The 20684-nt window shown below is 55.3% G+C and carries 17 protein-coding genes; 4 read left to right on the plus strand and 13 right to left on the minus strand.

What is annotated here, in order from left to right; genetic code table 11:
* Positions 1-11 precede the first annotated feature (11 nt).
* Together TH2_RS18045 and TH2_RS18050 are read right to left on the minus strand one after the other, a co-directional pair.
* Positions 12-4448 (minus strand): translocation/assembly module TamB domain-containing protein, encoded by a 4437-nt coding sequence (locus tag TH2_RS18045; protein WP_008891883.1) that lies wholly within the window; start codon positions 4446-4448, stop codon positions 12-14.
* Positions 4445-6373: an autotransporter assembly complex protein TamA gene (locus TH2_RS18050; RefSeq protein WP_008891884.1), complete on the minus strand. Its 1929-nt coding sequence runs from the start codon at positions 6371-6373 to the stop codon at positions 4445-4447. The genes TH2_RS18045 and TH2_RS18050 overlap by 4 nt, the downstream gene beginning before the upstream one ends.
* Before the next feature lie 632 nt (positions 6374-7005).
* On the opposite strand from TH2_RS18050, the gene TH2_RS18055 reads away from it, so the two are divergent.
* Entirely contained in the window at positions 7006-8976 is a 1971-nt protein-coding gene (locus tag TH2_RS18055) for a GNAT family N-acetyltransferase (protein ID WP_008891885.1), read from the plus strand.
* A 40-nt stretch (positions 8977-9016) separates the two neighbouring features.
* On the opposite strand, the gene TH2_RS18060 is transcribed toward TH2_RS18055, so the two are convergent.
* From TH2_RS18060 to TH2_RS18070, 3 genes are all read right to left on the minus strand, one after another.
* Positions 9017-10159, minus strand: a complete 1143-nt coding sequence (locus tag TH2_RS18060) for a peptidase C39 family protein (RefSeq protein WP_040824604.1) — start codon at positions 10157-10159, stop codon at positions 9017-9019.
* 146 nt (positions 10160-10305) lie between these two features.
* Complete coding sequence (locus TH2_RS18065) at positions 10306-10719, minus strand: protein tyrosine phosphatase family protein (RefSeq protein WP_008891887.1); 414 nt, start codon at positions 10717-10719, stop codon at positions 10306-10308.
* A 157-nt stretch (positions 10720-10876) separates the two neighbouring features.
* Positions 10877-11101 carry a YgaP family membrane protein gene (locus tag TH2_RS18070; protein WP_008891888.1) on the minus strand — a complete coding sequence of 75 codons (225 nt, stop codon included), beginning with the start codon at positions 11099-11101 and terminating at the stop codon, positions 10877-10879.
* Between the two features lie 197 nt (positions 11102-11298).
* Between TH2_RS18070 and TH2_RS18075 the strand changes: the two genes are divergently transcribed.
* Together TH2_RS18075 and TH2_RS18080 are read left to right on the plus strand one after the other, a co-directional pair.
* Positions 11299-12021 (plus strand): TenA family protein, encoded by a 723-nt coding sequence (locus TH2_RS18075; RefSeq protein ID WP_008891889.1) that lies wholly within the window; start codon positions 11299-11301, stop codon positions 12019-12021.
* A complete protein-coding gene (locus TH2_RS18080; protein ID WP_008891890.1) occupies positions 12018-12500 on the plus strand; it encodes a GNAT family N-acetyltransferase in 483 nt (160 codons plus the stop codon). Before TH2_RS18075 ends, TH2_RS18080 begins: the two co-directional genes overlap by 4 nt.
* A 52-nt stretch (positions 12501-12552) precedes the next feature.
* On the opposite strand, the gene pcaB is transcribed toward TH2_RS18080, so the two are convergent.
* From pcaB to pcaD, 8 genes are all read right to left on the minus strand, one after another.
* Positions 12553-13890: a 3-carboxy-cis,cis-muconate cycloisomerase gene (pcaB, locus tag TH2_RS18085; protein WP_008891891.1), complete on the minus strand. Its 1338-nt coding sequence runs from the start codon at positions 13888-13890 to the stop codon at positions 12553-12555.
* A 144-nt stretch (positions 13891-14034) separates the two neighbouring features.
* Positions 14035-15240 (minus strand): 3-oxoadipyl-CoA thiolase, encoded by a 1206-nt coding sequence (pcaF, locus tag TH2_RS18090; protein WP_008891892.1) that lies wholly within the window; start codon positions 15238-15240, stop codon positions 14035-14037.
* A 23-nt stretch (positions 15241-15263) separates the two neighbouring features.
* Positions 15264-16037, minus strand: coding sequence for a CoA-transferase subunit beta (locus tag TH2_RS18095; protein WP_008891893.1), 774 nt, complete (start codon positions 16035-16037; stop codon positions 15264-15266).
* Positions 16038-16051: 14 nt separating this feature from the next.
* The gene (locus TH2_RS18100) at positions 16052-16906 is read right to left on the minus strand and encodes a CoA transferase subunit A (protein WP_008891894.1); all 855 of its coding nucleotides are present in this window, start codon (positions 16904-16906) and stop codon (positions 16052-16054) included.
* A 137-nt stretch (positions 16907-17043) separates the two neighbouring features.
* A complete protein-coding gene (gene pcaG, locus TH2_RS18105; protein ID WP_008891895.1) occupies positions 17044-17631 on the minus strand; it encodes a protocatechuate 3,4-dioxygenase subunit alpha in 588 nt (195 codons plus the stop codon).
* Positions 17632-17634: 3 nt separating this feature from the next.
* Positions 17635-18336: a protocatechuate 3,4-dioxygenase subunit beta gene (gene pcaH, locus TH2_RS18110; RefSeq protein ID WP_008891896.1), complete on the minus strand. Its 702-nt coding sequence runs from the start codon at positions 18334-18336 to the stop codon at positions 17635-17637.
* 5 nt (positions 18337-18341) lie between these two features.
* A complete protein-coding gene (pcaC, locus tag TH2_RS18115; RefSeq protein WP_008891897.1) occupies positions 18342-18746 on the minus strand; it encodes a 4-carboxymuconolactone decarboxylase in 405 nt (134 codons plus the stop codon).
* Positions 18739-19539 carry a 3-oxoadipate enol-lactonase gene (gene pcaD / locus TH2_RS18120; protein WP_008891898.1) on the minus strand — a complete coding sequence of 267 codons (801 nt, stop codon included), beginning with the start codon at positions 19537-19539 and terminating at the stop codon, positions 18739-18741. The genes pcaC and pcaD overlap by 8 nt, the downstream gene beginning before the upstream one ends.
* A gap of 145 nt (positions 19540-19684) precedes the next feature.
* On the opposite strand from pcaD, the gene pcaQ reads away from it, so the two are divergent.
* Complete coding sequence (pcaQ, locus tag TH2_RS18125) at positions 19685-20626, plus strand: pca operon transcription factor PcaQ (protein ID WP_008891899.1); 942 nt, start codon at positions 19685-19687, stop codon at positions 20624-20626.
* Positions 20627-20684 lie beyond the last annotated feature (58 nt).

Consider the following 20684-nt stretch of genomic DNA (forward strand, 5'->3'; position numbering starts at 1 on the left):
TTTGTGCGGTCTTAGTAATCAAGCCTGAACTGAACGCCAGCCTTGCTATCGATTTCGGTGCTTTCGCTGGTCACACTGATATTTGGTGTGACTTCAATCTCGACTTCGACCCCGCTTGACCCCGGCGTTGAACCGGCCTTGGTGCCGACATAGACCCCCTCTGTCAGGTATTTGCCAACCTTGACCTCCGGCCCGTCTTCGCCGCCACCAACGCGCAGGACATCTGCACCGATAAAGCGTCGGATGCTGCCAACCACATCAAGGCCACTACCACCGCCAGAAAGTTCGTTCAGGGCACTTGCCAGTTGCACGGCCTCGACTGCCGACAGGCTGCCTTGGGATTTGCCAAACAGGACTTGAGACAGGATTTCGTCTTCCGGCAAGGACGGATTGGACGACAACACCAGTTCCGGATCGCTTGACGGCCCCTGGAAGCCTGCGGTCACGACCAGATCTTCGGTGGTATAGACCCCTTCGATATCAAGCATCGGATCAGGGGGCGACGCACCGGCAAAGGTAATCTGAGAATCCCGGATCACAAATGTTTTGCCAATGACATCAAGCTGCCCGCGCAGGGCCGATAGCTGCCCGGTGATGCGTGGATCATCGGTGGTGCCGGAAATTTCAAGGCGGCCACCCCACTCGGAATCAAGTCCCTTGCCGCGCACAAACAGGCGCCCCGGGATATCAACGGTCACGTCAAGATTACCGGTAAAGGCATCATCAGCTTCCTTTGTATCCTCGGCCTTTTCGACCTGCGCGGCGTCCGGCAGATTTTCAATCTCGATGGTCGGAACCGATTCCGGCAAGGCCAGGGTCAGATCGACCTCCCCGCGCTGGACCGACACCGTACTTTGGATATCGGCCTCCGACTGGGATCCGGTCACGCTGGCTTTTACATCCGCCCAGAATTGCAGTTCATCCTTACGCGATACGGCAACATTGCGCAGATCAGCCGAAACGTCATAGCGCATCTCGCCACCGTCTAGCAGATCAAGATCAACCGACGCATCAACAGTGCCTTTGCCGCCATCCGTGGCCGTAATGGACGGAATGGAAAGACCGGCCTGATCAAAGGTGCCCTCAAGCGTTATCTGATCAAGGAGTGTGCCGTACTCAAGGTTTTCATATCGTCCATTGGCAAGCGCGACATCCCCGTTCCAGCGGATGTCATCAAGCGTTCCAGCGACATCAAGCGCAAGTTTGATCTTGCCCGACATCTGATGATCGGGTGCCGGGACATAAGGCCAGAATTCGGCAATTTGACCATTCACACGCACGCGGGCAGAAACCGGCGCAGCAAGATCCGGGCTGAATTCCTGTTCAAGCACAGAAATCGCAAGCGGAACATTACCTTCGGCTGTCAGTGCTTCGACATCGCCATTACCAAGCGACGCCTGCCCGGCAAGTTTTCCATCCTCAAGCGTGATATCAAGCCGCATTTCAAAGGGCTTCAGCCCCGCGACTGCCTTTGACGTGATGCCGGAAATGCGGCCATTGACCTGTGCACTTGGCAAGTTCCCACGTGTTTCACGCAATGACGCATCAAGATTTGCGGTGCCGCTCAGCCCGTCAAAGCCGGAAATACGCCCCCACGGACCAAGATCAAAATCATTAAGGTGCAGCTCACCCGAAATCGATTTTTGCCCGGCTTCCTGATCAAGGCTTGCGACAAGATGGCCGGTGCCAACGGTCAGGTCGGCGTCGAGTTGTTGCCGCCCGTTTTCACGCAAAACAAGTTCCAGTGGTTTTCGAAGCTCAATCGTCTGATCGCCAATGATCGCTTCAAGCCGATTGGACGTCACAGCGATATCATTGCCAAGCGACAGATCAGCAGCCAGGTCGGTCGAAATCGGTACATTGCCCTGATAAAGACCCGAACTGGTCAGCGTGATGGCAAGGGCATCCATGCCACCGTCAAGATCAAGGGCAAGCTCGTTAACGGCAATTGATCCGGCAATAATGTCACGGCCATCCAGCTCCGCTGAAATTTCAGGTACGTCAAACGCATTGCCAATCGTCGCGGTCAGTTCGACATCCTCAATCATTGTCGGATTGGTGCCATCTGTGCTTGCCATCCGCAGGCCCTTGGCCGATGCGTTTGCCGTAATGCTTTGGCGTTGTCCATCCGGACGAAGGGCTATATCGGCCGTCACGGTACCGTTCACCAGACTGACGCCAAACTGATCGAGAAATTCGGCATCGAGATTTGACAGCGTAACATCACCGCGCATTGGAATGCTGTAGTCGGGCAAGGCGATATTGCCACTCAACGCGACATGTTCGCCTTTAAGCGATATCTGCTCAACACGGAGCGCATCTTCGGGCAGGACAAGATTTGCAGCCACTTCGTAAGGACGGTTGGCAAAGGTGAAGTTGCCCTTATTGGCAAGCGACAAAACAGCCTGATCTGACCACGTCATGCGGCTTTTCAGTACGATATCGGAGAATTCCTGACCCGAAACAGCAAGGCTTGGAACACTCAATTCAAACGTCCCCGGGGGTGCCGCCAAGTCACCTTCGAGATTGGCTGTCAGCTTTGCCGGGGCCATTTCAATGCCGAGATCCGGCGGCACGGCACCAGATGCAATATCAAGCGTGCTTTCAAGCGACAGTTTTTCGAATGCCTCTGTAATGCGAAGCATCAGCGGACCGTCGATCATTGCGGTATCAAGTGCGCTGACATCAACGCTGAGATCAAGATCGGGTGCAAGTGTCACATCGCCGGTAATCCGCGGCTCGGAGCCGACGATACGATCAAGATCGGCAATCCCGAAACCGGCCTGACTGGCTGAAACCTCGATCCCGGTTTCCAGACCACTGGCCTCCGACCAGGTCAGGCCGGGCAAGGCAACTTGCCCCTGCCCGCGCAGATCAAGCCCCGAAATCGGGGCAAAAATCGCGAGATCGCGGACATCGGCCACGATGTTCGATGTCGTGACGACCAGATCTTCGTTGACGTCCGCCTGCCCGCGCAGGGTCATATCAGGCGTGTTCGATGCCAGATTGCGGATCGAAATATCGGCAAAGTCCGGCGACATCCGCGCATCAAATGACAGGTCCTGCGCCGCCCCCAGAAACGCGCCGAGATCCGGGTCATCCCAATCCGTGCCGGTCGCAGAAAATGCGACGGTTGCGTCAAGTGGCTCATCCGCGTCATCGGGGGCCGCCATATCGGCCTGCAAGGCGATGTCGCCGATACGCGACACAGGCGTTTTCACATCGCGACCATTTACCCGCAGTGACACACCGGGCATCGAAAGATTGCCATTGGCCTGAACGGAAAGCCCAAGTTCCGCCCATGAAACCGCACCGTCAATAAGTGCCGACATTGCAGGATCAATATCGGCCGTTAAATCGGCCGCAATCAGGCTGTCTTCAAGGTCAATTTGCGTTGTGCCAGACAGCGCCAGCACATCTGCCATCGCAATCGAAATGCGATCAAACGAAAGGATTTGTTCTGATTGATCAAATGCCCCGCCAATGCCCAGCGCGACTTCTTTATCCATGCTTGCAGGCAATTGTTCGCTTATGCGTTCCTGCGGTGACAGCGCACCGTCGAGGGTAAATGCCACAACATCCGACGACAGTTGAACGCCAATGTCGCTTGCAAGTGACGCATACCCCGCCGCCGACAGATCAATCGTGCCTTTCCAGTCATTGGCCGGACCATCGCCATTAAGCGCAATCTTGATATCGGTTGCGCTGGCCGGATCAACGCCAGCCAGGGTCATGACAAGCCCTTCGCGCCCCAAGGCGCCATCAATCTCGGCTGCAAGCTGTTGCCCGGGGCCGTCAAAATCCAGATCAAGTTTTATCCGGTCGGTACCGCCATCACGTGGCTGCAAATCCAGAAAGGCTGTCGCAGACAGGTTTGTGCCAACCTTTGCCCGCCCGTTCAGGGTATAGAGGAAACTGTTACCGGTGAGTTGATCAACAATGGCAATTTCGCCAAGCTCAAGCGCGTCAAGCGAAACCGCCAGCGGCATGGCAAAGCCACCGCCGTCTTCGTCCTCTTCCTCGACCGTTTCCGGTGCGGTGCCGTCGGGCAAAATGACATTGGTCGTTGCCAGACTGATCTGATTGATTTGCAACCGACCAGCCAAAAGTGCGGTCGGCGACCAGTCAAATTCGATATCATTGATATCAAGATGCAACCCATCTGTGGCGCGATCCATGGTCACCTGATCAAGGGTCAATTTAGTCCACAAACTGCCTTCGACCCGGCCAAGCGCAAATTCGCTATCGGTTGCGGCGGAGACGGCCTCGTTGATCATCGGGGTTGCCATCCGCAATACCGGACCGGTCCCGGCAACGGCAATCAGGCCAACAAGTCCAACCACAGCCCCGCCCAGACCATAGGCACCATAGCGCAGCCACTTTATCGAAGAACGGCGCGATGCGGAACGTTTGGGATTATTCGGTGGTGACGTGTCAGACCCGGTCAAAATGCCTGCCCCAGACTGATATAGAATTGAAAATCGTCATCAACGTTGTCGCGTTTATCAAGTGGAACTGCGACATCAAAACGCAGCGGCCCGACAGCGGTGTAATAACGGAAACCAAGACCGGCAGCCCATAGAAGACTGATGTCTTCGGGTTCGGATCTGGCATAAACGTTACCACCTTCGATGAATGGCACGATGCCAAAGCTTTCGGTCACACGGGCGCGGAATTCGGCACCGACTTCCAGTACGGAACGCCCGCCCAGCGGATCATTATCGGCGTCAAGAGGGCCGACTTTCTGGTATTCGTAGCCCCGGATGGAGCCACCACCACCGGAATAATAGCGTTTGTTTGACGGCAGATTGCCGCGATCCTCGCCGATAATGGTACCGGTGCGTGCACGGGTCGCCAGAACATAGTCGCCCTCATCGTCAATCGATAGGTATTGCGACCCGACGACCGATACGGTGGTGAAACCGGTATCCTTGTCGGTCAGGCCCATATAGGGCGATACGTTGATTTCAAAACGGTTCCCCCGGCTCGGATCAAGGGGATTGTCGGTGTTGTCATGGCGCAAGATGCCCCGCAAACCGGCAAGATAGAATTCCTCGTTCGGGGAGTCTGAACCGGTCAGGTCGGAATATTCAGCGGTTACACCAAATGTCGTTGTCCAGTTTTCCCAAAGTGGACGTTCGATACCGGCAAAGCTATCAAGCGTTGAGCCCGTATAGGCGTCAGTATCGTTGTTCTTGGCGTTGGCCTCAGCCACAAAGGATTGACGCCGTTCCAGAAACTGCGGCTTTTTGAATTCTGCCGACAGACCTTGTTCAAGGCTTGAAACATCAATCCCCAGCCGCAGGCGTTCACCCGCACCAAACAGATTGCGATGTTCCCAGAACGCGTTGGCTCCCGGGCCGTCGGCGGTCGAAAAATTCACCCCTCCGCCGATCGAACGCATTTTGCGTTCAACCACTTCGATCTCAACCGGGATTTCGCCATTGTCGTTTACCGGACCGGCAACCTTGACAATCACACTGTCAAACAGGTTGGTTTGCGCCAGATCGCGGCGCGTGGTGCGCACCTGATCGGGATGATATTGCTCGCCCGACCGCCAGCTGCGGTATCCTGCGATAAAGTCCGCATCGACGTCCTCGGCCCCATTGACGGTAATCTTGCCAAAATCGGCCTGCGGCCCGGTTTCAAAGGCATAATTGATCGTAATGGTTTTTTGCGCGGTGTCGGCCAATACGGTTCGCTTGCCAGCCTCGACAAGCGGGTAACCCTGTTCGCGCAGGATATCGACACTGTATTGTTCGCCCAGAATGATCGGCTCCGCGGTTGCGCGCTGCCCGATTTCAAGGCGGGTCTTTTCAAGTTCCTTATCCGTCGCATGGCGTTCCACCACGCGATCGGGGTATGTGATCACAAGGTTCACCGCCGAAATCAGATAAGGCGTTCCGACATCGATATTATAGGTCAGAACCAGTGGTGTCGGCTGTTCGGATGTTGATGCCAATGCATCATCCCCGGACTGGCCATCCGCCGGGTCTTGTTCAGAACCAGCATCAGGTGCGTCTTGGGCTGGCGCGCTCGATATATCTGCGGCGGCCTTTTCATTAATTTCAAAGGTGATCTGCCCGTCATAAAACCCCTTGGATCGCAGCACAGCCTGAAACCGTTCGACGTCATCTTCTGCACGGCGTTGCAGGCCCGCGCGCGAAGCGGTCGGGCGCGACTGCAAACGGCGCGCCGTACTAACCCCATCCAACGCCGCAATCAGATTTTCTTCCTGGGGATCGATACCGGCAATTTCGACTTCATAGGGGATGGTTGTTTGCAGATCATTTTGCGCAATCTCGCTATCAGCACCGTCGCCAAAGCCAAGCACACCACTTAAGCCCTCGTCCGAGGTGCACGCCGAAAGCATCGACCCTGCCAGTAAAAGCGGAACGATTGCAAACCTGCGCCTGAGGATCGGAGATGTGTCTAGGATGCGTTTATTCAAACCATCTTGCCCTTGAAAGCTTTGCGGACGCAGTGCAACGTACGCCAACCTGTTTGCTTCTGATCTCTTGTTTATATAAGTGCAAACGATCAGGATGATTAAATGTTTCACAGCAGGCCCAATGAAAACACCTTATTTTCGTTAGGCTCAGGACCTATTAATTTGGTTCGAATGGTTAACCGAATTTGTGCGGATACGCGAAGCAAAACCGCAGGAAGATAAACATCTTTCAAGGTTTTACGACAAAGTAGCCCGTGCAAATTCGGTTAATCCGAAGGACAGAGGTTATATTTGCAAACTCCTGCGTCAAATCCCTTGGCCGGGATACCAACCCGACCTGCGGGCTTTTTCTTGGATTTCACAAATATAACCTCTGCCATTCCAATCAAATTAATAGGTCCTGAGCCTAGACCTGCTGGTCGAGTGTGACCTGTGCCATGATCCATGAAAAAAAGGCATGGCTATGAACAATAAATGCGCTTGCGACGAACGATCTTTGGGCGTACCGGAAGTTGAGCGCAACATATTTACCCTCATCGTAGGAGAGCTGCACAGTGACTTTGCCCCAGACCAATACTGTCATCATCCGTGCAGCCGTGCGCGACGACCTTGATGGTCTTTGCACCCTTGAAAGCGGCAATTTCGAAAGCGATCTGATTTCACGTGCCTCCTTCTCGCGGTTCCTGCGTCAGGCCAGCGCGCGCCTTCTTGTCGCCGATGCTGGTGATGCCGATCATCCTGAAATTGTCGGGTATGGTTTGCTGTTGCTGCGCACCAATACGGTTACAGCGCGGATTTACTCGCTGGCGATTGCCAAAGACTGGCGCGGCAAGGGTTTGGGCACACAGCTTTTGGCTGGCCTTGAAAATCTGGCGATGGATGCGGGATGCACGCGCATGCGCCTTGAAGTGCGTGTCACCAACGAAACCGCGCGCAATCTTTATGAACGCCATGGCTATGTCCGGATTGCTGATCTTCCGGAATATTACGAGGATGGCGGTGATGGCATCCGCCTTGAACATGCGCTTTATGAGGGCGAAAGCGCTGTCAGCCCGGCGGTTGCCACCGGTGCGCCGCTGATTTTGGTCGACCGTCTGTCGGATCAACGCTTTGCCGTATCGGGGGCACGCGTGATGCGGGTCCGCGATTATCTGGCACTTGATCACGGTGTGCGTAACCGGCGTGTGATCAACCTGTGCCAGTCCTATGAATATCTGTCGCGCGGTTATTATTGCAGCCTTCTTGCGGCCGCCCGGGCAGAGCGCGTCATTCCCGAGGCCGATGTTCTTTTGGATCTGAACTGGAAGCGGCTTCAGAAAACTGCACGCGCGGAACTCAGCCCGCAAATCATCGAAGCACTGGAAAAATCCGGCCAGACACCTGATCAGGCCCCGGACCATATCGATGTCTATTTCGGGCGGACCGCCAACAAGAAGTTTCGTCAGATTGGTGAACGCGCCTTTGATCAGTTCCGCTGCCCGATCCTGCGCCTGCATCTGAACAAGCAGGACCGCAGAATTTTGCGCGAAATCGAAGCCCCGTCGATCAGCCAGCTTGATGACGACAAACTTGTCGAGTTCGAGGCAGCACTCCGTGCCTATTTACGCGGGCGTGTGCGTAAACAGGGCAACGTCACCCCGCCGACCGCCCTTGTCGCGATCCTGCATGATCCGGATGAAGTCCTGCCGCCCTCGGACAAGGAGGCGCTGGCCAATTTCGTGCAGGCCACATCCGATCTGGGGGCCAAGGCCGAACTGATTACAGCCAAGGATTTCCATCATCTTTCGGAATTTGATGCCCTTTTGATCCGCGAAACCACCGCCCTTGATCACCATACCTATCGCTTTGCCAAGCGGGCGGTAAAGGAAGGCATTCCGGTGATTGATGATCCGGACTCGATGCTGCGCTGTACCAACAAGGTCTATTTGGCCGAATTGCTGCGCACACACCGTATCCCGGCACCCAAAAGTGCGATTTTCGATAAGCGCCGCATTCCCGACATCGCAAAGCAATTCAGCTTCCCGTCGGTTCTGAAGGTGCCCGATGGCTGCTTCTCGCGCGGAGTGCGCAAGGTGAAGTCACCAGAGCACCTGAATGAAGTCGCAACCGAGATGTTCAAGAACTCCGAACTTCTCGTCATCCAGGAATATGTCGAAACCACCTTTGACTGGCGGATTGGCGTTTTGGGTGGTGAAGCCATCTTTGCCAGCCGCTATTTCATGGCACCGGGCCACTGGCAGATCGTCAAACACGAAGATGATGGTAAAAGCTATGAGGAAGGCGGGTTTGAAACCCTTGCGGTCGAAGATGCCCCTGCTGACATCGTTGCGACTGCCCTTGCCTCTGCACGTTTGATGGGCGATGGCCTTTATGGCGTGGACGTTAAGGAAACGCCACATGGCCCGATGGTGATCGAGGTGAATGACAACCCGAATATCGATGCCGGGGTTGAGGATGTGGTTCTGGGCATGGATTTGTATCGCCGGATCATTGCGCACTTGCTGGGCAAGATCGCACGCCCATAAAGGCCTCAGCAGCATTCCATAAAAGCAAAAGGCCGGGTTTTTACCCGGCCTTTTTGTCAATGAAGACGGCGGCTTGCAGTTTATCACGGCCATAACGCGCCATCAGATCAAACTCGTGACGCAGGATCGGCACAGACAGACAGTCGCTGCCGGTATAGGGTTCATGGTCTTCGCCAATATCGGGATCGCTGACATAGACAAACCGGACATCAAAGCCCGAAACCACCACCCAATGGGGGATTTTATCGCCATAAATGCGGTATTGGCTGATCAGGACCAGTGCCATTTTGCCCTGTTTGGTGCGTTCTTCGATCTCGGCAATGCCAAACGGGCCGGTCGTGACCGAAATACCGGCATCGAGTGCCTGACGGGCAAAGTCGTAATGGACCAGTTCGACCACTTCGCGGTTTTTCGGTTTGCGCACGGTATCAACGAATAGCGGCCCGTCCCGGCTGCTCAGCACTTCGACATCAAAGCCGCGCTTGTGCGCCGCCAACGCCAAACCCAGCGGGCCACAGCCGCCATGGCCAGATGTCATGAAAATCGTGGTGGCTTCGCGCCACAGCGCGATCTCAAGATTACGATCAAGTTCGATATCATCGTCCAGCGCATTCATCGCCATCATCAGGGCCGCCGGACCACAGGTAAATGGCAGGGTCTGGTGATAGAAATGGATGGGCGATGGCAAATGCATGGCATTGGGAACCAATACCTTTTCCATGCGTAGCGCATTGGAATGATCGGGATAATAGTCCGGATAAAGTGCAAATTCGCGATATCCGACTGCCTTGAAAAGCCGGATCGCATCCTTGTTTTTCTGGCTGACTTCAAGGCGCAGGATCGGTGTGCCAAAATCAAGGCTGAGTTCTTCGGCCCGTTCAATCAGGGCATGGCCAATCCCCTGCCCGCGCTGATCAGGTGACACCGCCATCGAATACAGGCGTGCGAGTGCGACGTTGCTGCGAAAAATCACCAGCGCGTAGCCAACAACAACGCCCCCGTCCTTGGTGGTTTCCGCCACAGTCAGACGCGCGGTTTCACTGCCGACGAAACGTTTGAAGGCACGCCGGGTCAGTCGGTCGACTTCAAAGGACCGGTTTTCAATCTCGCACAGGGCGTCGAGATCATCGCTCTTTGCCAGTCGAAATCTGATGTTGGAAAGTTGGTCTGCGTTTGACGTCATACCGGTGCCACTTGATAAAACCATGCCAGATACAGCATGCGCGGACATATCGTCATGAAACGCACAAAAGGAATAGTGCAATTTATGCGATGCTCACTGCGTTTTTTGCACAGCAACGCACCGCATAACGTGCAAATTCAAACGGCTTAGCCGCGTGCTGCAATCCGTGGTGCCAGCGGTGCCATATCATAGCCGGCCTCCGCCGCGGCCTTGACGATATCGCCAACCTGCATCTGCCCGGCATTGGCCAACGACCACAGGATGGTGCAGCGTGTACCACTGCGGCAATAGGCAAAGATGGGCTTTTCGGCGGCGGCCAAATTGGCTGCAAAGGCATCCGCATCCGCGTCCGACACATTGCCACTTGCAACAGGCTGGAAGATCGCCTTCATACCGGCAGCCTCGGCCTTGGCGGCGACTTCGGAAAATGACGGCTGCCCGGGATCTTCGCCATCCGGGCGGTTGCAAATGATGGTTTTGAAACCGGCCGCAGCGATTTCGTCAATCGCAGCAAGCGGCATTTGCGGGGATACAGTCAGTTCATCACTCAGGCGTTTCATTTTTATATTCCGTTCGTCGTTGCTGGTCGCCGTGCCCACGTGTGGGCATCAACAGCACGTCTATCCAACATACCGCAGAGATCTACGGACGCCAGCATAACGTTCAAACAACAACAGATCGAACGGAATATTCCGGTTTCAAACGCCGTTTATTACCTTATTTGGAAAGCGGACAGGTCCGCAGGCCAAACAACATGTAAAGCGGGCAGAAACGCAGTGCCGCAGTCGCCAACATGACAACACCGGCAGCAATCATCACCCAGCCATAAATGCCAAACGCCATGCCACCACCTTCGGGCGCGGCCGAAACAAACGGAATGGCCAGCAAGACAACACCGGCAATCGCACGGACAACACGGTCCAGGGTTCCAACATTCGCCATAACTTCCTCCTTGGGAAAAGCTCTGATGGAATGATTTATAACATTATAATCCAATCGATTACTTTGATACTTATCAATCGTCTGCATGCAGATCGGTACTTTGGCGGATGCCCTATTTCGTGGCTTGCCCAATGGTTGCGAGCATGCCAAAAGTTCAAAATCCAAATGATATCAAGCTCCTCAGGAAACGCGCAGATATGAGCAACACCGCAAAAGCCGTTCCGGATTTTCCGTCATGGCGTCAAACCAATCCGAATGGTGTGTTTTCAGATTGGCTGAAGGCAGCCTGTGCGGATCAATGGCGTGCGGTAACCCACCATGTCTTTACCGATGCCTGGGGTGATGCCGCGCTTCCCAAGGCCAATCTTGAAAATTATCTTATTCAGGATCACCGGTTTATTGATCGGTTTGTTGCCCTGCTGGCCGCAGCCGTATCGCGTGCACCAAGCCTGAAGGATCGCATTCCGGGGTGTCAGTTCCTTGCCCTGGTCACGGGCGAAGAAAACACCTATTTCGAACGATCCTTTGCCGCCCTTGGCGTATCCGATGATGCACGTGAAAACATGCCGGACTGGCCAGCAACAGCAGCGTTCAAGCAGCTTATGAAAGACGCCACGGACAGCAACAGTTACGCCAATATGCTGGCCGTTCTGGCCGTTGCCGAGGGCACCTATCTTGGCTGGGCGGATCGGGTCAACAAGGCCATCGCCAAACGCCCCGATGATTTCTGGTACGCCGAATGGATTGATCTGCATATCGGGGTGTATTTTGAAAGTGTGGTTGCCTATCTGAATAGCCAACTGGATCAGGTTGGACCTTCACTGTCAGATGAAGACCGCGCCGAATGCCTGTCCTATTTCAAACGTGCAACCGATCTTGAATGTCAGTTCTTTGATACGGCATGGGGACCACAAGAATGATCACAATTCGTCCGTTTGCGGACAGTGATGCCAAGGCCCTGGTCGAGATTTACCGCCACTCCGTTACGGAAATCGGCCCCAATGCCTATAATCCCGAACAGGTTGCCGTGTGGGCAAAGCTTCTGCCGACGCCGGAACGGTTTATCGAAATCATGACAGATGGACGGTTCAGTCTGGTCGCGGTTGATAACAATGATCAGGTTGTCGCATTTGGCGATGTCGAGGCAGATGGCCATATCGGGTTTCTGTATGCCCTGCCCGATTTTGCGGGCAAAGGCATTGTGACAAAGCTGTACGACGCACTTGAAGCGCACGCGCGCAAACAGGATATCGGCAAGCTTTATTCCGAGGCGAGTGAATTTGCCAAATCCTTCCTGCTTAAACAGGGCTTTAGCGTTGTGGAGCGTCGCGATTTTGAAGTGGCCGGCGTACCCATCCACAATTACGCGGTTGAAAAGCGCCTGCGGGCGCCGCGCTGAACCAAATCACCGCATCAAACACAAAAAAGGCTGCCATCCGGCAGCCTTTTTCCTAGTCGCGCAAGCCACGCTTGGCGGCCCCCAAAACACGATCGATAAACACATCCGACTGCCCGATATAGTTTGCCGGGTTACGGATATGTGCCCAATCCACCGGGGCGTCAGTCAGTTTTGGCAATTCATCAAACAGGTTCGATGCGTTTTCTGCCGACTTGGCGATGGCATCTTTGACCAGTTTTTCCGCGGCATCGCGGCCAAGGTGATCGGCCAGCGCAAATGTTGCGGCCTCTGCCAACATCGCCCCGCGTGACAGTTCAAGGTTTTCGGCCATGCGGTCTGCATTGATTTTAAGATCCGGCACCATATCAACCGCCTGCGCAAGTGCCGCACCGGTTGCGGTAATGATCTGTGGTAGCGTCAACCATTCCAGAAGCCAGCTTGCCCCGCTTCGTTCATGATCGTGCAGCTGCGCCTGGGCAAAGGTACCCAGCAGCCCGGCATTGAAACGTGCCAGTGTCACCAGCATTTCCGCCTGCACCGGATTGGATTTGTGCGGCATGGTCGATGACCCGCCGCCCTTGCCCGGTTGAACCTCGGCAATTTCGGACTGGGCCAGCAGAACCAAGTCCTGCCCCATCTTGCCAAGTGCGCCGGTTAACGCTGTTAACTGGCTTGCGAAATCAACAAGAACGTCACGCTGCGCATGCCAGGGCATATCGGCAAGCGGAAGATCAAGTTCTTCGGAAAGATTGCTTTCGACGTCTGCGGCCTTCACCCCGATCGAGGCCAATGTACCTGCAGCCCCGCCAAACGAAATCCGCAACAAATCTGATGACAGGCTGTCAATCCGGTGATCAATCCGCACAAGCGGTGCGAGCCATCCGGCAGCCTTAAGACCAAAGGTGGTGGGTACAGCCTGTTGGGATCGCGTCCGCCCAATCATTACCGTTGTGCGATGGGTGTCGGCATGGGCCGACAGCGCCTTGGCCAGTTTACGAATGCGGCGACGGATAATCGCAACCGCATCACGCAGCTGCAGGACAAGTGCGCTATCAACCACATCCTGGCTGGTGGCGCCAAAATGGACATAGCGCGCATCTTCACCGCCAATTTCCGCCTTGAGCGCCTTAACAAGGGCCGGTACAGGCACACCGGCACTGGCCGTTCCTGATGCAAGGCTTGCCGGATCGGGCGTAAAATCACGGCAGACTTCGGCAATGCGGGTGGCACTTTTTTCGGGGATCACACCTGCGCGCGCCTCGGCCGCGGCAAGGGCCGATTCAAAAAGCAGCATGGATGCAATCTGTGCCCGGTCATCAAACAGGGCCGCGATCTCCGGATCGGAAAACAGATTTCCAAGCAGGGCAGAGTCAAAGGGCGAAACGCTCATCAGGGTTCATCCACCGTTCAAACAGGTGTGAAATCAAGTCGATAGTGTCGCGCCAGCAACCATATTGGTCAATAACGCAAAAAGAAGCCCCTGCCCGTCAACCGGCACAGGGGCACCTTTTTCAAGATCAATCAGCCATCAGCCTTAAACAGCTTCAAGCGCAATCGCGATACCCTGACCGACACCAATGCACATGGTCGCCAGTGCACGCTTGCCACCAGAACGTTTCATCTGAAGCGCAGCCGTGCCCGTGATACGTGCACCCGACATACCCAACGGATGACCAAGGGCAATCGCACCACCATTCGGGTTCACACGCGCATCGTCATCGGCAATGCCAAGATCACGAAGCGTTGCAAGCCCCTGGGATGCAAAGGCTTCGTTGAGTTCGATCACGTCAAGCTGCTCTGTCGACCAGCCAAGACGTGCGAGAAGTTTTTTCGATGCCGGTGCCGGGCCAAAGCCCATGATGCGCGGTGCAACACCCGCAGTCGCACCACCAACCACCCGTGCAATCGGGGTCAGGCCGTATTTCTTGACCGCTGCCTCGGACGCGATGATCAAGGCCGCAGCCCCGTCATTGACACCCGATGCGTTGCCAGCCGTAACCGAGCCGCCTTCGCGGAAAGGGGTCGGCAATTTGGCAAGCTTTTCGGCCGTGGTGCCCGGACGCGGATGTTCATCCTTGTCCACGACAATGGCATCGCCTTTACGCTGCGGGATGGTGACCGGGGTAATTTCCTCGCCCAGATTACCATTTTCCTGTGCGGCGACCGCCTTGTCCTGCGACCGGGCGGCAAAGGTATCCTGATCTTCGCGGGAAATATTGAAGTCCTCGGCAACGTTTTCGCCGGTTTCGGGCATGGAATCCACGCCGTACTGTTTCTTCATCACCGGGTTTACGAACCGCCAGCCGATGGTGGTGTCATAAATTTCCGCATTGCGCGAAAATGCCGACGTCGCCTTTGGCATGACAAACGGCGCACGTGACATGCTTTCAACGCCACCAGCAATCATCAGATCGGCTTCGCCCGATTTGATCGCACGCGCGGCCATAATGATCGCATCCATGCCCGAACCGCACAGACGGTTGACCGTGGTTCCGGTCACTGTTTCCGGAAGCCCTGCCAGAAGCGAAGACATACGCGCAACGTTACGGTTATCTTCACCAGCCTGGTTGGCACAGCCAAAGATGACATCATCAACAGCGGCAAAATCCAGATCCGGATTACGGTCGATCAGCGCCTTGAGCGGAACAGCGCCAAGATCATCGGCGCGCACCTGCGACAGGCTGCCGCCAAAGCGGCCAATCGGGGTGCGGATATAATCGCAAATATATGCGTCAGCCATTTCTAAGATCCTTATTATTGCTCTTACTGCTGGTCCCCGTGGGCCTTGGCGGTACGAGCATGCAGTTCACGCAGAACCTGTAATTCTTTCTCGGACGGGATCGCAGTTTCGGCGACTTCGTCGGCAAACTCAACATCCCAACCGGTATTTTCGATGATTTCTTCACGGGTTACGCCCGGATGGATCGAGGTCACAACGAATTGCTTGCCCACCGGATGCGGTTCCATGATGCAAAGATCCGTGATCAGACGCGAAGGACCTTTGGTATCAACGCCATAAGATGCACGATCATTGCCACCCTTGCCGTGACCAAGCGATGTCACGAAATCGATCTTTTCAACAAAGCCACGTTTGCTTTGCTTCATCACCAAAAAGACTTCGCCACAGCTGGTCGCGATTTCCGGCGCACCGCCGCCGCCCGGCAGGCGGACTTTGGGGTTGTCGTAATCACCGATCACGGTGGTGTTGATGTTGCCATACTTGTCAAGCTGGGCCGCACCAAGGAAGCCAACCGAAATCTTGCCACCCTGAAGCCAGTAACGGAACATTTCCGGCACGGCGACGGTGTTCACAGCGGTTTCGCACAGCTCGCCATCACCAATCGACAGCGGCAGAACATCGGGTTTGGTCCCGATCGTGCCACTTTCATAAATAAGGGTAATGTCCGGCGCATGGGTCAGACGTGCCAAGTTGCACGCGGCCGACGGCATCCCGATGCCAACAAAGCACACATCGTCATTCTTAAGCGCGCGTGCGGCGGATACCGTCATCATTTCAGTCGGGGTATATTCAACCATGATTTTTCCTCCGCTTAGCCTTTGTTTGCTTCACGCTTGGCCGCGAAATCTTCGGGACCGCCATTAATGACATGCTCTTCGAGCCAGGCCTGGAACGTTTCGCGATCACGTGCAATCGGATCCCATGCCTTATAGAACGCGTTGTCGCGCTTATAATATCCTTGGGCGTAGGACGGATGCGCCCCACCCGGCACTTCAACAATAGCAGTCACCGCCCAGTTCGGCAGCATCACGGCATTGGGCGAAATATCGCCGAAATCATCAACAATCTCTTCGACAGTGATGATGGATTTCTTCGCGGCCAGAACGGCTTCTTTCTGAACACCGACAATGCCTTCAAACAGGACGTCGCCCTTTTTGTTGGCTTTCTGGGCATGCACCACGGTGACATCCGGGCGGATCGCCGGAACAGCGGCCAGGCTTTCGCCAGTGAACGGGCACTCGATGAATTTGATGTTCGGGTTTACGCGCGGCAGTTCCGCCCCGCGATAGCCCTTGAATACCGCACAAGGCAGGCCAGCAGCACCCGCGTCATAGGCATTGGCCATCGCCGCGTGGCTGTGTTCTTCAATCTCAAGCTTGGTCGGCCAGCTTTTTTCATAGGCATCGCGCAGACGGTGCAACGAGCCAACACCGGGGTTACCGCCCCAGGAAAAGATCAGTTTCTTGGCACAACCGGCCCCGATCAACTGATCATAGATCACATCAGGCGTCATGCGGACCAAGGTCAGGTTCTTGATGCCCTGACGGATAATCTCGTGCCCTGCGGCGTGCGGGATCAGATGGGTAAAGCCTTCCATCGAGATGGTGTCGCCATCCTTAACGCAGGATGCGACGGCCTCTTTAAGCGACATGAAACGTGCAACCACGGCAAAACTCCTGTGGCATCAATCCAAAACATTAGAAACGCGGGGCAATTGCCCCGGTAGTGCAGGAAATTAAGGTCGATGGCTGCGACCGCCGGCTTTCCCCAAAGCAGCGGACGCAGCCATCGGGCCAGATCGACTTACACGTCGAAGAACACGGTTTCAGCATTCCCCTGCATGTGAATATCGATCCGGTATTCAATCCCCGTCGGGGTTTCGACACGCTTGGCAATCAGGGTGTCGCGACGATCTGCTGGCACCGACTGCAAAACAGGGTCCTTGGCATTCAGATCCGCCTCATCGTCGAAGTAAAAACGGGTAAAGGCGTGAACCAGCATGCCGCGCATAAAGACGATGACGTTAACAAACGGCGCCTCGGCATCGGCGACAACACCTGGCTTTACCGTATCAAACCAAAAGCGCAGCTTGGCATCCGTGCCGGTACCGCAACGGCCAAGCCCGCGGAAACCGGTATCAGCCACGTCAATCGGCTTTTCGTTGTAATGACCGTCGGCATCGGCCTGCCAGATTTCGATCATCGCATCGTTGACCGGGTTGCCATCGCCATCAAAGACGGTACCGGTGATGCGAATATGTTCGCCCTTGGCATCCGGGCCGGCAACGGTCGGATCGGCGATGTCGGTAAAGTCGTATGCGTACTGGCCTGCGGTCAAGCCATAGGCGAAATACGGACCAACCGTCTGTGAGGGGGTTTCACCATAAGCCATGACTTAATTCTCCATCGGGGTGCCGTTGCGTCCACGCAGGACAATGTCGAACTGATAACCAAGGGCGAAGCCCTCCTCGGTCTTGTCGATCGAGAATTTGGCAATCAGCCGTTCACGGGCCGCTGCGTCCTCGGTGCCAAGGAAAATCGGGTCAAGGTCAAGCAGCGGATCACCCGGGAAATACATCTGGGTCACAAGACGGGTGGCGAAACCCGGACCAAACAACGACAGATGGATATGGTTCGGACGCCAGGCATTGAAGTGGTTGCCCCACGGATAGGCGCCCGGCTTGATGGTATAGAATTTGTAATTGCCCTGATCATCGGTAAAGCAACGCCCCGACCCGCGGAAGTTCGGGTCCAGCGGTGCGTCATGCTGATCAACCTTGTGCACGTAACGGCCTGCTGCGTTCGCCTGCCAGACTTCGACCAGGATATTGGGCTGCGGACGACCATCGGTATCCATCACCCGACCATGCACAACAATGCGTTCGCCAAGCGGCTCGCCATTGACGACACCGTTCTTGGTCAGATCGAAATCAAGCTCACGCACAGATGCGGGCGCAAAGCGCGGACCGGTGCCCTCGGTCAGTCCCGATTTGATGGCAAGCGGTGCCTGGGTCGGACCACGCAACAGGGTCGATTTGTAACCGGGTGCGATATAGGGGGCGTGGGAGCCCCAGTCACGCGGTTTGAAGGTGGACATGAGGCTTACTCTCCCTTGGGTGACGCGTCTGATGCCGCGTCGATCTCGGCATAGGTTTGTTTGGCGATGCGGAAGGCCGTATTGGCGGCGGGAACGCCGGCATAAACCGCAACATGCATCAGGGTTTCACGGATATCATCGCGCGTTGCCCCGGTATTGAGTGTGGCGCGAATATGCATGGCGAGTTCTTCTTCGTGGCCAAGCCCTGCAAGCAGCGCGATGGTCACGATGGAGCGTTCACGCTTGGTGAAGGCGTCGCTTGTCCAGACACCGTTCCAGACATTCTCGGTGATATAGCGCTGAAAACCTTCGTCGATTTCCGTAATTTTTTGGGTGGCGCGATCCACATGTGCATCGCCCAGAACGGAACGGCGGGTTTTCATGCCAACGTCATACCGGCTCTCAGACAAGGTTCTTCTCCTTGGTAAATCGGTCGATCAACCGGGTCAGCAATTCCGGGGTTTCGATACATGGCAGATGCCCGACCCCGTCAATCAATTCGAATTCGGCATTGGGGATCATTGATGCCATGGCGCGCACCACATCGGGCGGCGTTGCCAGATCTTCCGATCCACCGATACATAATGTCGGTACAGCAATTTTTCCCGCCGCATCGCGCAGATCACCATCGCGCAGCGCAATACAGGTCCCGACGTAACCCTCAACCGTGGTGCGCACCAGCATGTCACGATACATCGCGGTTTCAAGCACCCGTTCCTTGCGGAAGGTCGGCGACAGCCAGCGTTCCATGATCGCATCGCCCATGGACGCAATCCCGTCCGCCTTGATCGCCTCGATCCGGGTGTTCCAGCTGTTATAATCGCCAAGCTTGGCGGCGGTATCACACAGGATCAGACCCCGCACACGGTTTGGCACCAGTTCGGTGACTTTCTGGGCGATCAGACCACCAACAGACAGACCGCAAATGATCACCTGATCAAGGCCAAGGTAATCAAGCAACCCGATCAGATCATTGGCATGCAGCGCGACGTCATAAGGCGCATCACCAATCCCCGACAGGCCATGCCCGCGTTTGTCATAGGTAACGATGTTGAACGTTGAGGAAAGCGCATCAACGACATCATCCCAGATGCGAAGATCCGTCCCCAGAGAATTTGCAAAGACCAGTGCCGGGCCGTTTTTCGGGCCTGACTGGCTGTAATGAATGTGTGTCCCGTTGACCGGGGCGACTTGCAGACTCATTATCGTTTCCACCCTGCTTGTTTGCCCTCACATTCGCAGATGGTTTTGGTTATGTAAAATGAGGAATTGCGTAATTTGCATAACTATATAATTATGCATGAACCAGCCATAAGAACATTCTAAACTGTTGATGTATAGGGCACCCATGCTTGATCAACGCATTAAATTCCGCCATCTGACCTGCTTTCTTGAGGTCGCGCGCCAACGCAGTGTCGTCAAGGCCGCCGATACGCTGTCCATCACCCAACCCGCTGTTTCCAAAACCATTCGCGAGTTGGAAGAACATCTTGACGCGCGGCTGTTTGACCGATCAAAGCGCGGTGTCACCCTGACCGATTTCGGCAAGGTTTTCCTGCGCTATGCCGGGGCAAGTGTTACGGCGCTGCGTCAGGGTGTCGACAGCATCAGCCAGGTGCGCATGCAAGGCGGGCTTTCGATCAATCTCGGGGTTCTGCCAACGGTGGCGGCAAGCGTGATGCCCAATGCCATCCGCCATTTCAAAACACTTAGCCCCGATACGACGGTCAAGGTCGTGGCCGGTCCGAACGTGATGTTGATGGGGCAATTACGCGTGGGTGAACTTGATCTGGTGGTCGGACGACTGGCCGAACCCGATCAGATGTCGGGATTGTCGTTCATACATTTATATTCTGAACATATCTCGCTGGTCGCCAGGCCGGGCCATCCGTTGCTGGCCGACAAGAACCCGGACATTACCCGCATTCGCGAATTCACCGTTCTGGTGCCCCCCAAACACGCGATTATTCACCCCACGGTCGACAAGATGCTGATTGCGCATGGCATTGGCGCCATCCCCGACCGTATCGAAACCGTTTCGACATCTTTCGGACGTGCTTTTACGCGCGAAACCGATGCGATCTGGATCATTTCGAACGGGGCTGTGGCATCCGACATTGCCGAAGGGCATCTGGTCGAACTGCCGATTGATACCAGCGATACCTTTGGTCCCGTTGGCCTGACGACCAGAATTGATTCGCCAATTTCGCCGCCGGTTGAAATGCTGATCAATGCTGTGCGCGAAGAAGCACAACGTCATCACAGCGCACAGGCAGGGGCGAAAGGATAATCATTTGGTTATGGATATGTGCTTACATATCATTATACATAACCATCACGTACCGATT

Origin of the sequence: Thalassospira profundimaris WP0211, from assembly GCF_000300275.1 — a bacterium.
Taxonomy (GTDB): Bacteria; Pseudomonadota; Alphaproteobacteria; order Rhodospirillales; family Thalassospiraceae; genus Thalassospira; species Thalassospira profundimaris.

What these genes read in the sequence shown, in the direction of transcription:
- TH2_RS18050 (WP_008891884.1), bottom strand. Translation starts at nt 6,373, where the DNA reads ATGCTTTCGGCGTGCACCTCGGACGAGGGCTTAAGTGGTGTGCTTGGC.
- TH2_RS18060 (WP_040824604.1), bottom strand. Translation starts at nt 10,159, where the DNA reads ATGACGTCAAACGCAGACCAACTTTCCAACATCAGATTTCGACTGGCA.
- TH2_RS18065 (WP_008891887.1), bottom strand. Translation starts at nt 10,719, where the DNA reads ATGAAACGCCTGAGTGATGAACTGACTGTATCCCCGCAAATGCCGCTT.
- TH2_RS18070 (WP_008891888.1), bottom strand. Translation starts at nt 11,101, where the DNA reads ATGGCGAATGTTGGAACCCTGGACCGTGTTGTCCGTGCGATTGCCGGT.
- TH2_RS18075 (WP_008891889.1), top strand. Translation starts at nt 11,299, where the DNA reads ATGAGCAACACCGCAAAAGCCGTTCCGGATTTTCCGTCATGGCGTCAA.
- TH2_RS18080 (WP_008891890.1), top strand. Translation starts at nt 12,018, where the DNA reads ATGATCACAATTCGTCCGTTTGCGGACAGTGATGCCAAGGCCCTGGTC.
- pcaB (WP_008891891.1), bottom strand. Translation starts at nt 13,890, where the DNA reads ATGAGCGTTTCGCCCTTTGACTCTGCCCTGCTTGGAAATCTGTTTTCC.
- pcaF (WP_008891892.1), bottom strand. Translation starts at nt 15,240, where the DNA reads ATGGCTGACGCATATATTTGCGATTATATCCGCACCCCGATTGGCCGC.
- TH2_RS18095 (WP_008891893.1), bottom strand. Translation starts at nt 16,037, where the DNA reads ATGGTTGAATATACCCCGACTGAAATGATGACGGTATCCGCCGCACGC.
- pcaG (WP_008891895.1), bottom strand. Translation starts at nt 17,631, where the DNA reads ATGGCTTATGGTGAAACCCCCTCACAGACGGTTGGTCCGTATTTCGCC.
- pcaH (WP_008891896.1), bottom strand. Translation starts at nt 18,336, where the DNA reads ATGTCCACCTTCAAACCGCGTGACTGGGGCTCCCACGCCCCCTATATC.
- pcaD (WP_008891898.1), bottom strand. Translation starts at nt 19,539, where the DNA reads ATGAGTCTGCAAGTCGCCCCGGTCAACGGGACACACATTCATTACAGC.
- pcaQ (WP_008891899.1), top strand. Translation starts at nt 19,685, where the DNA reads ATGCTTGATCAACGCATTAAATTCCGCCATCTGACCTGCTTTCTTGAG.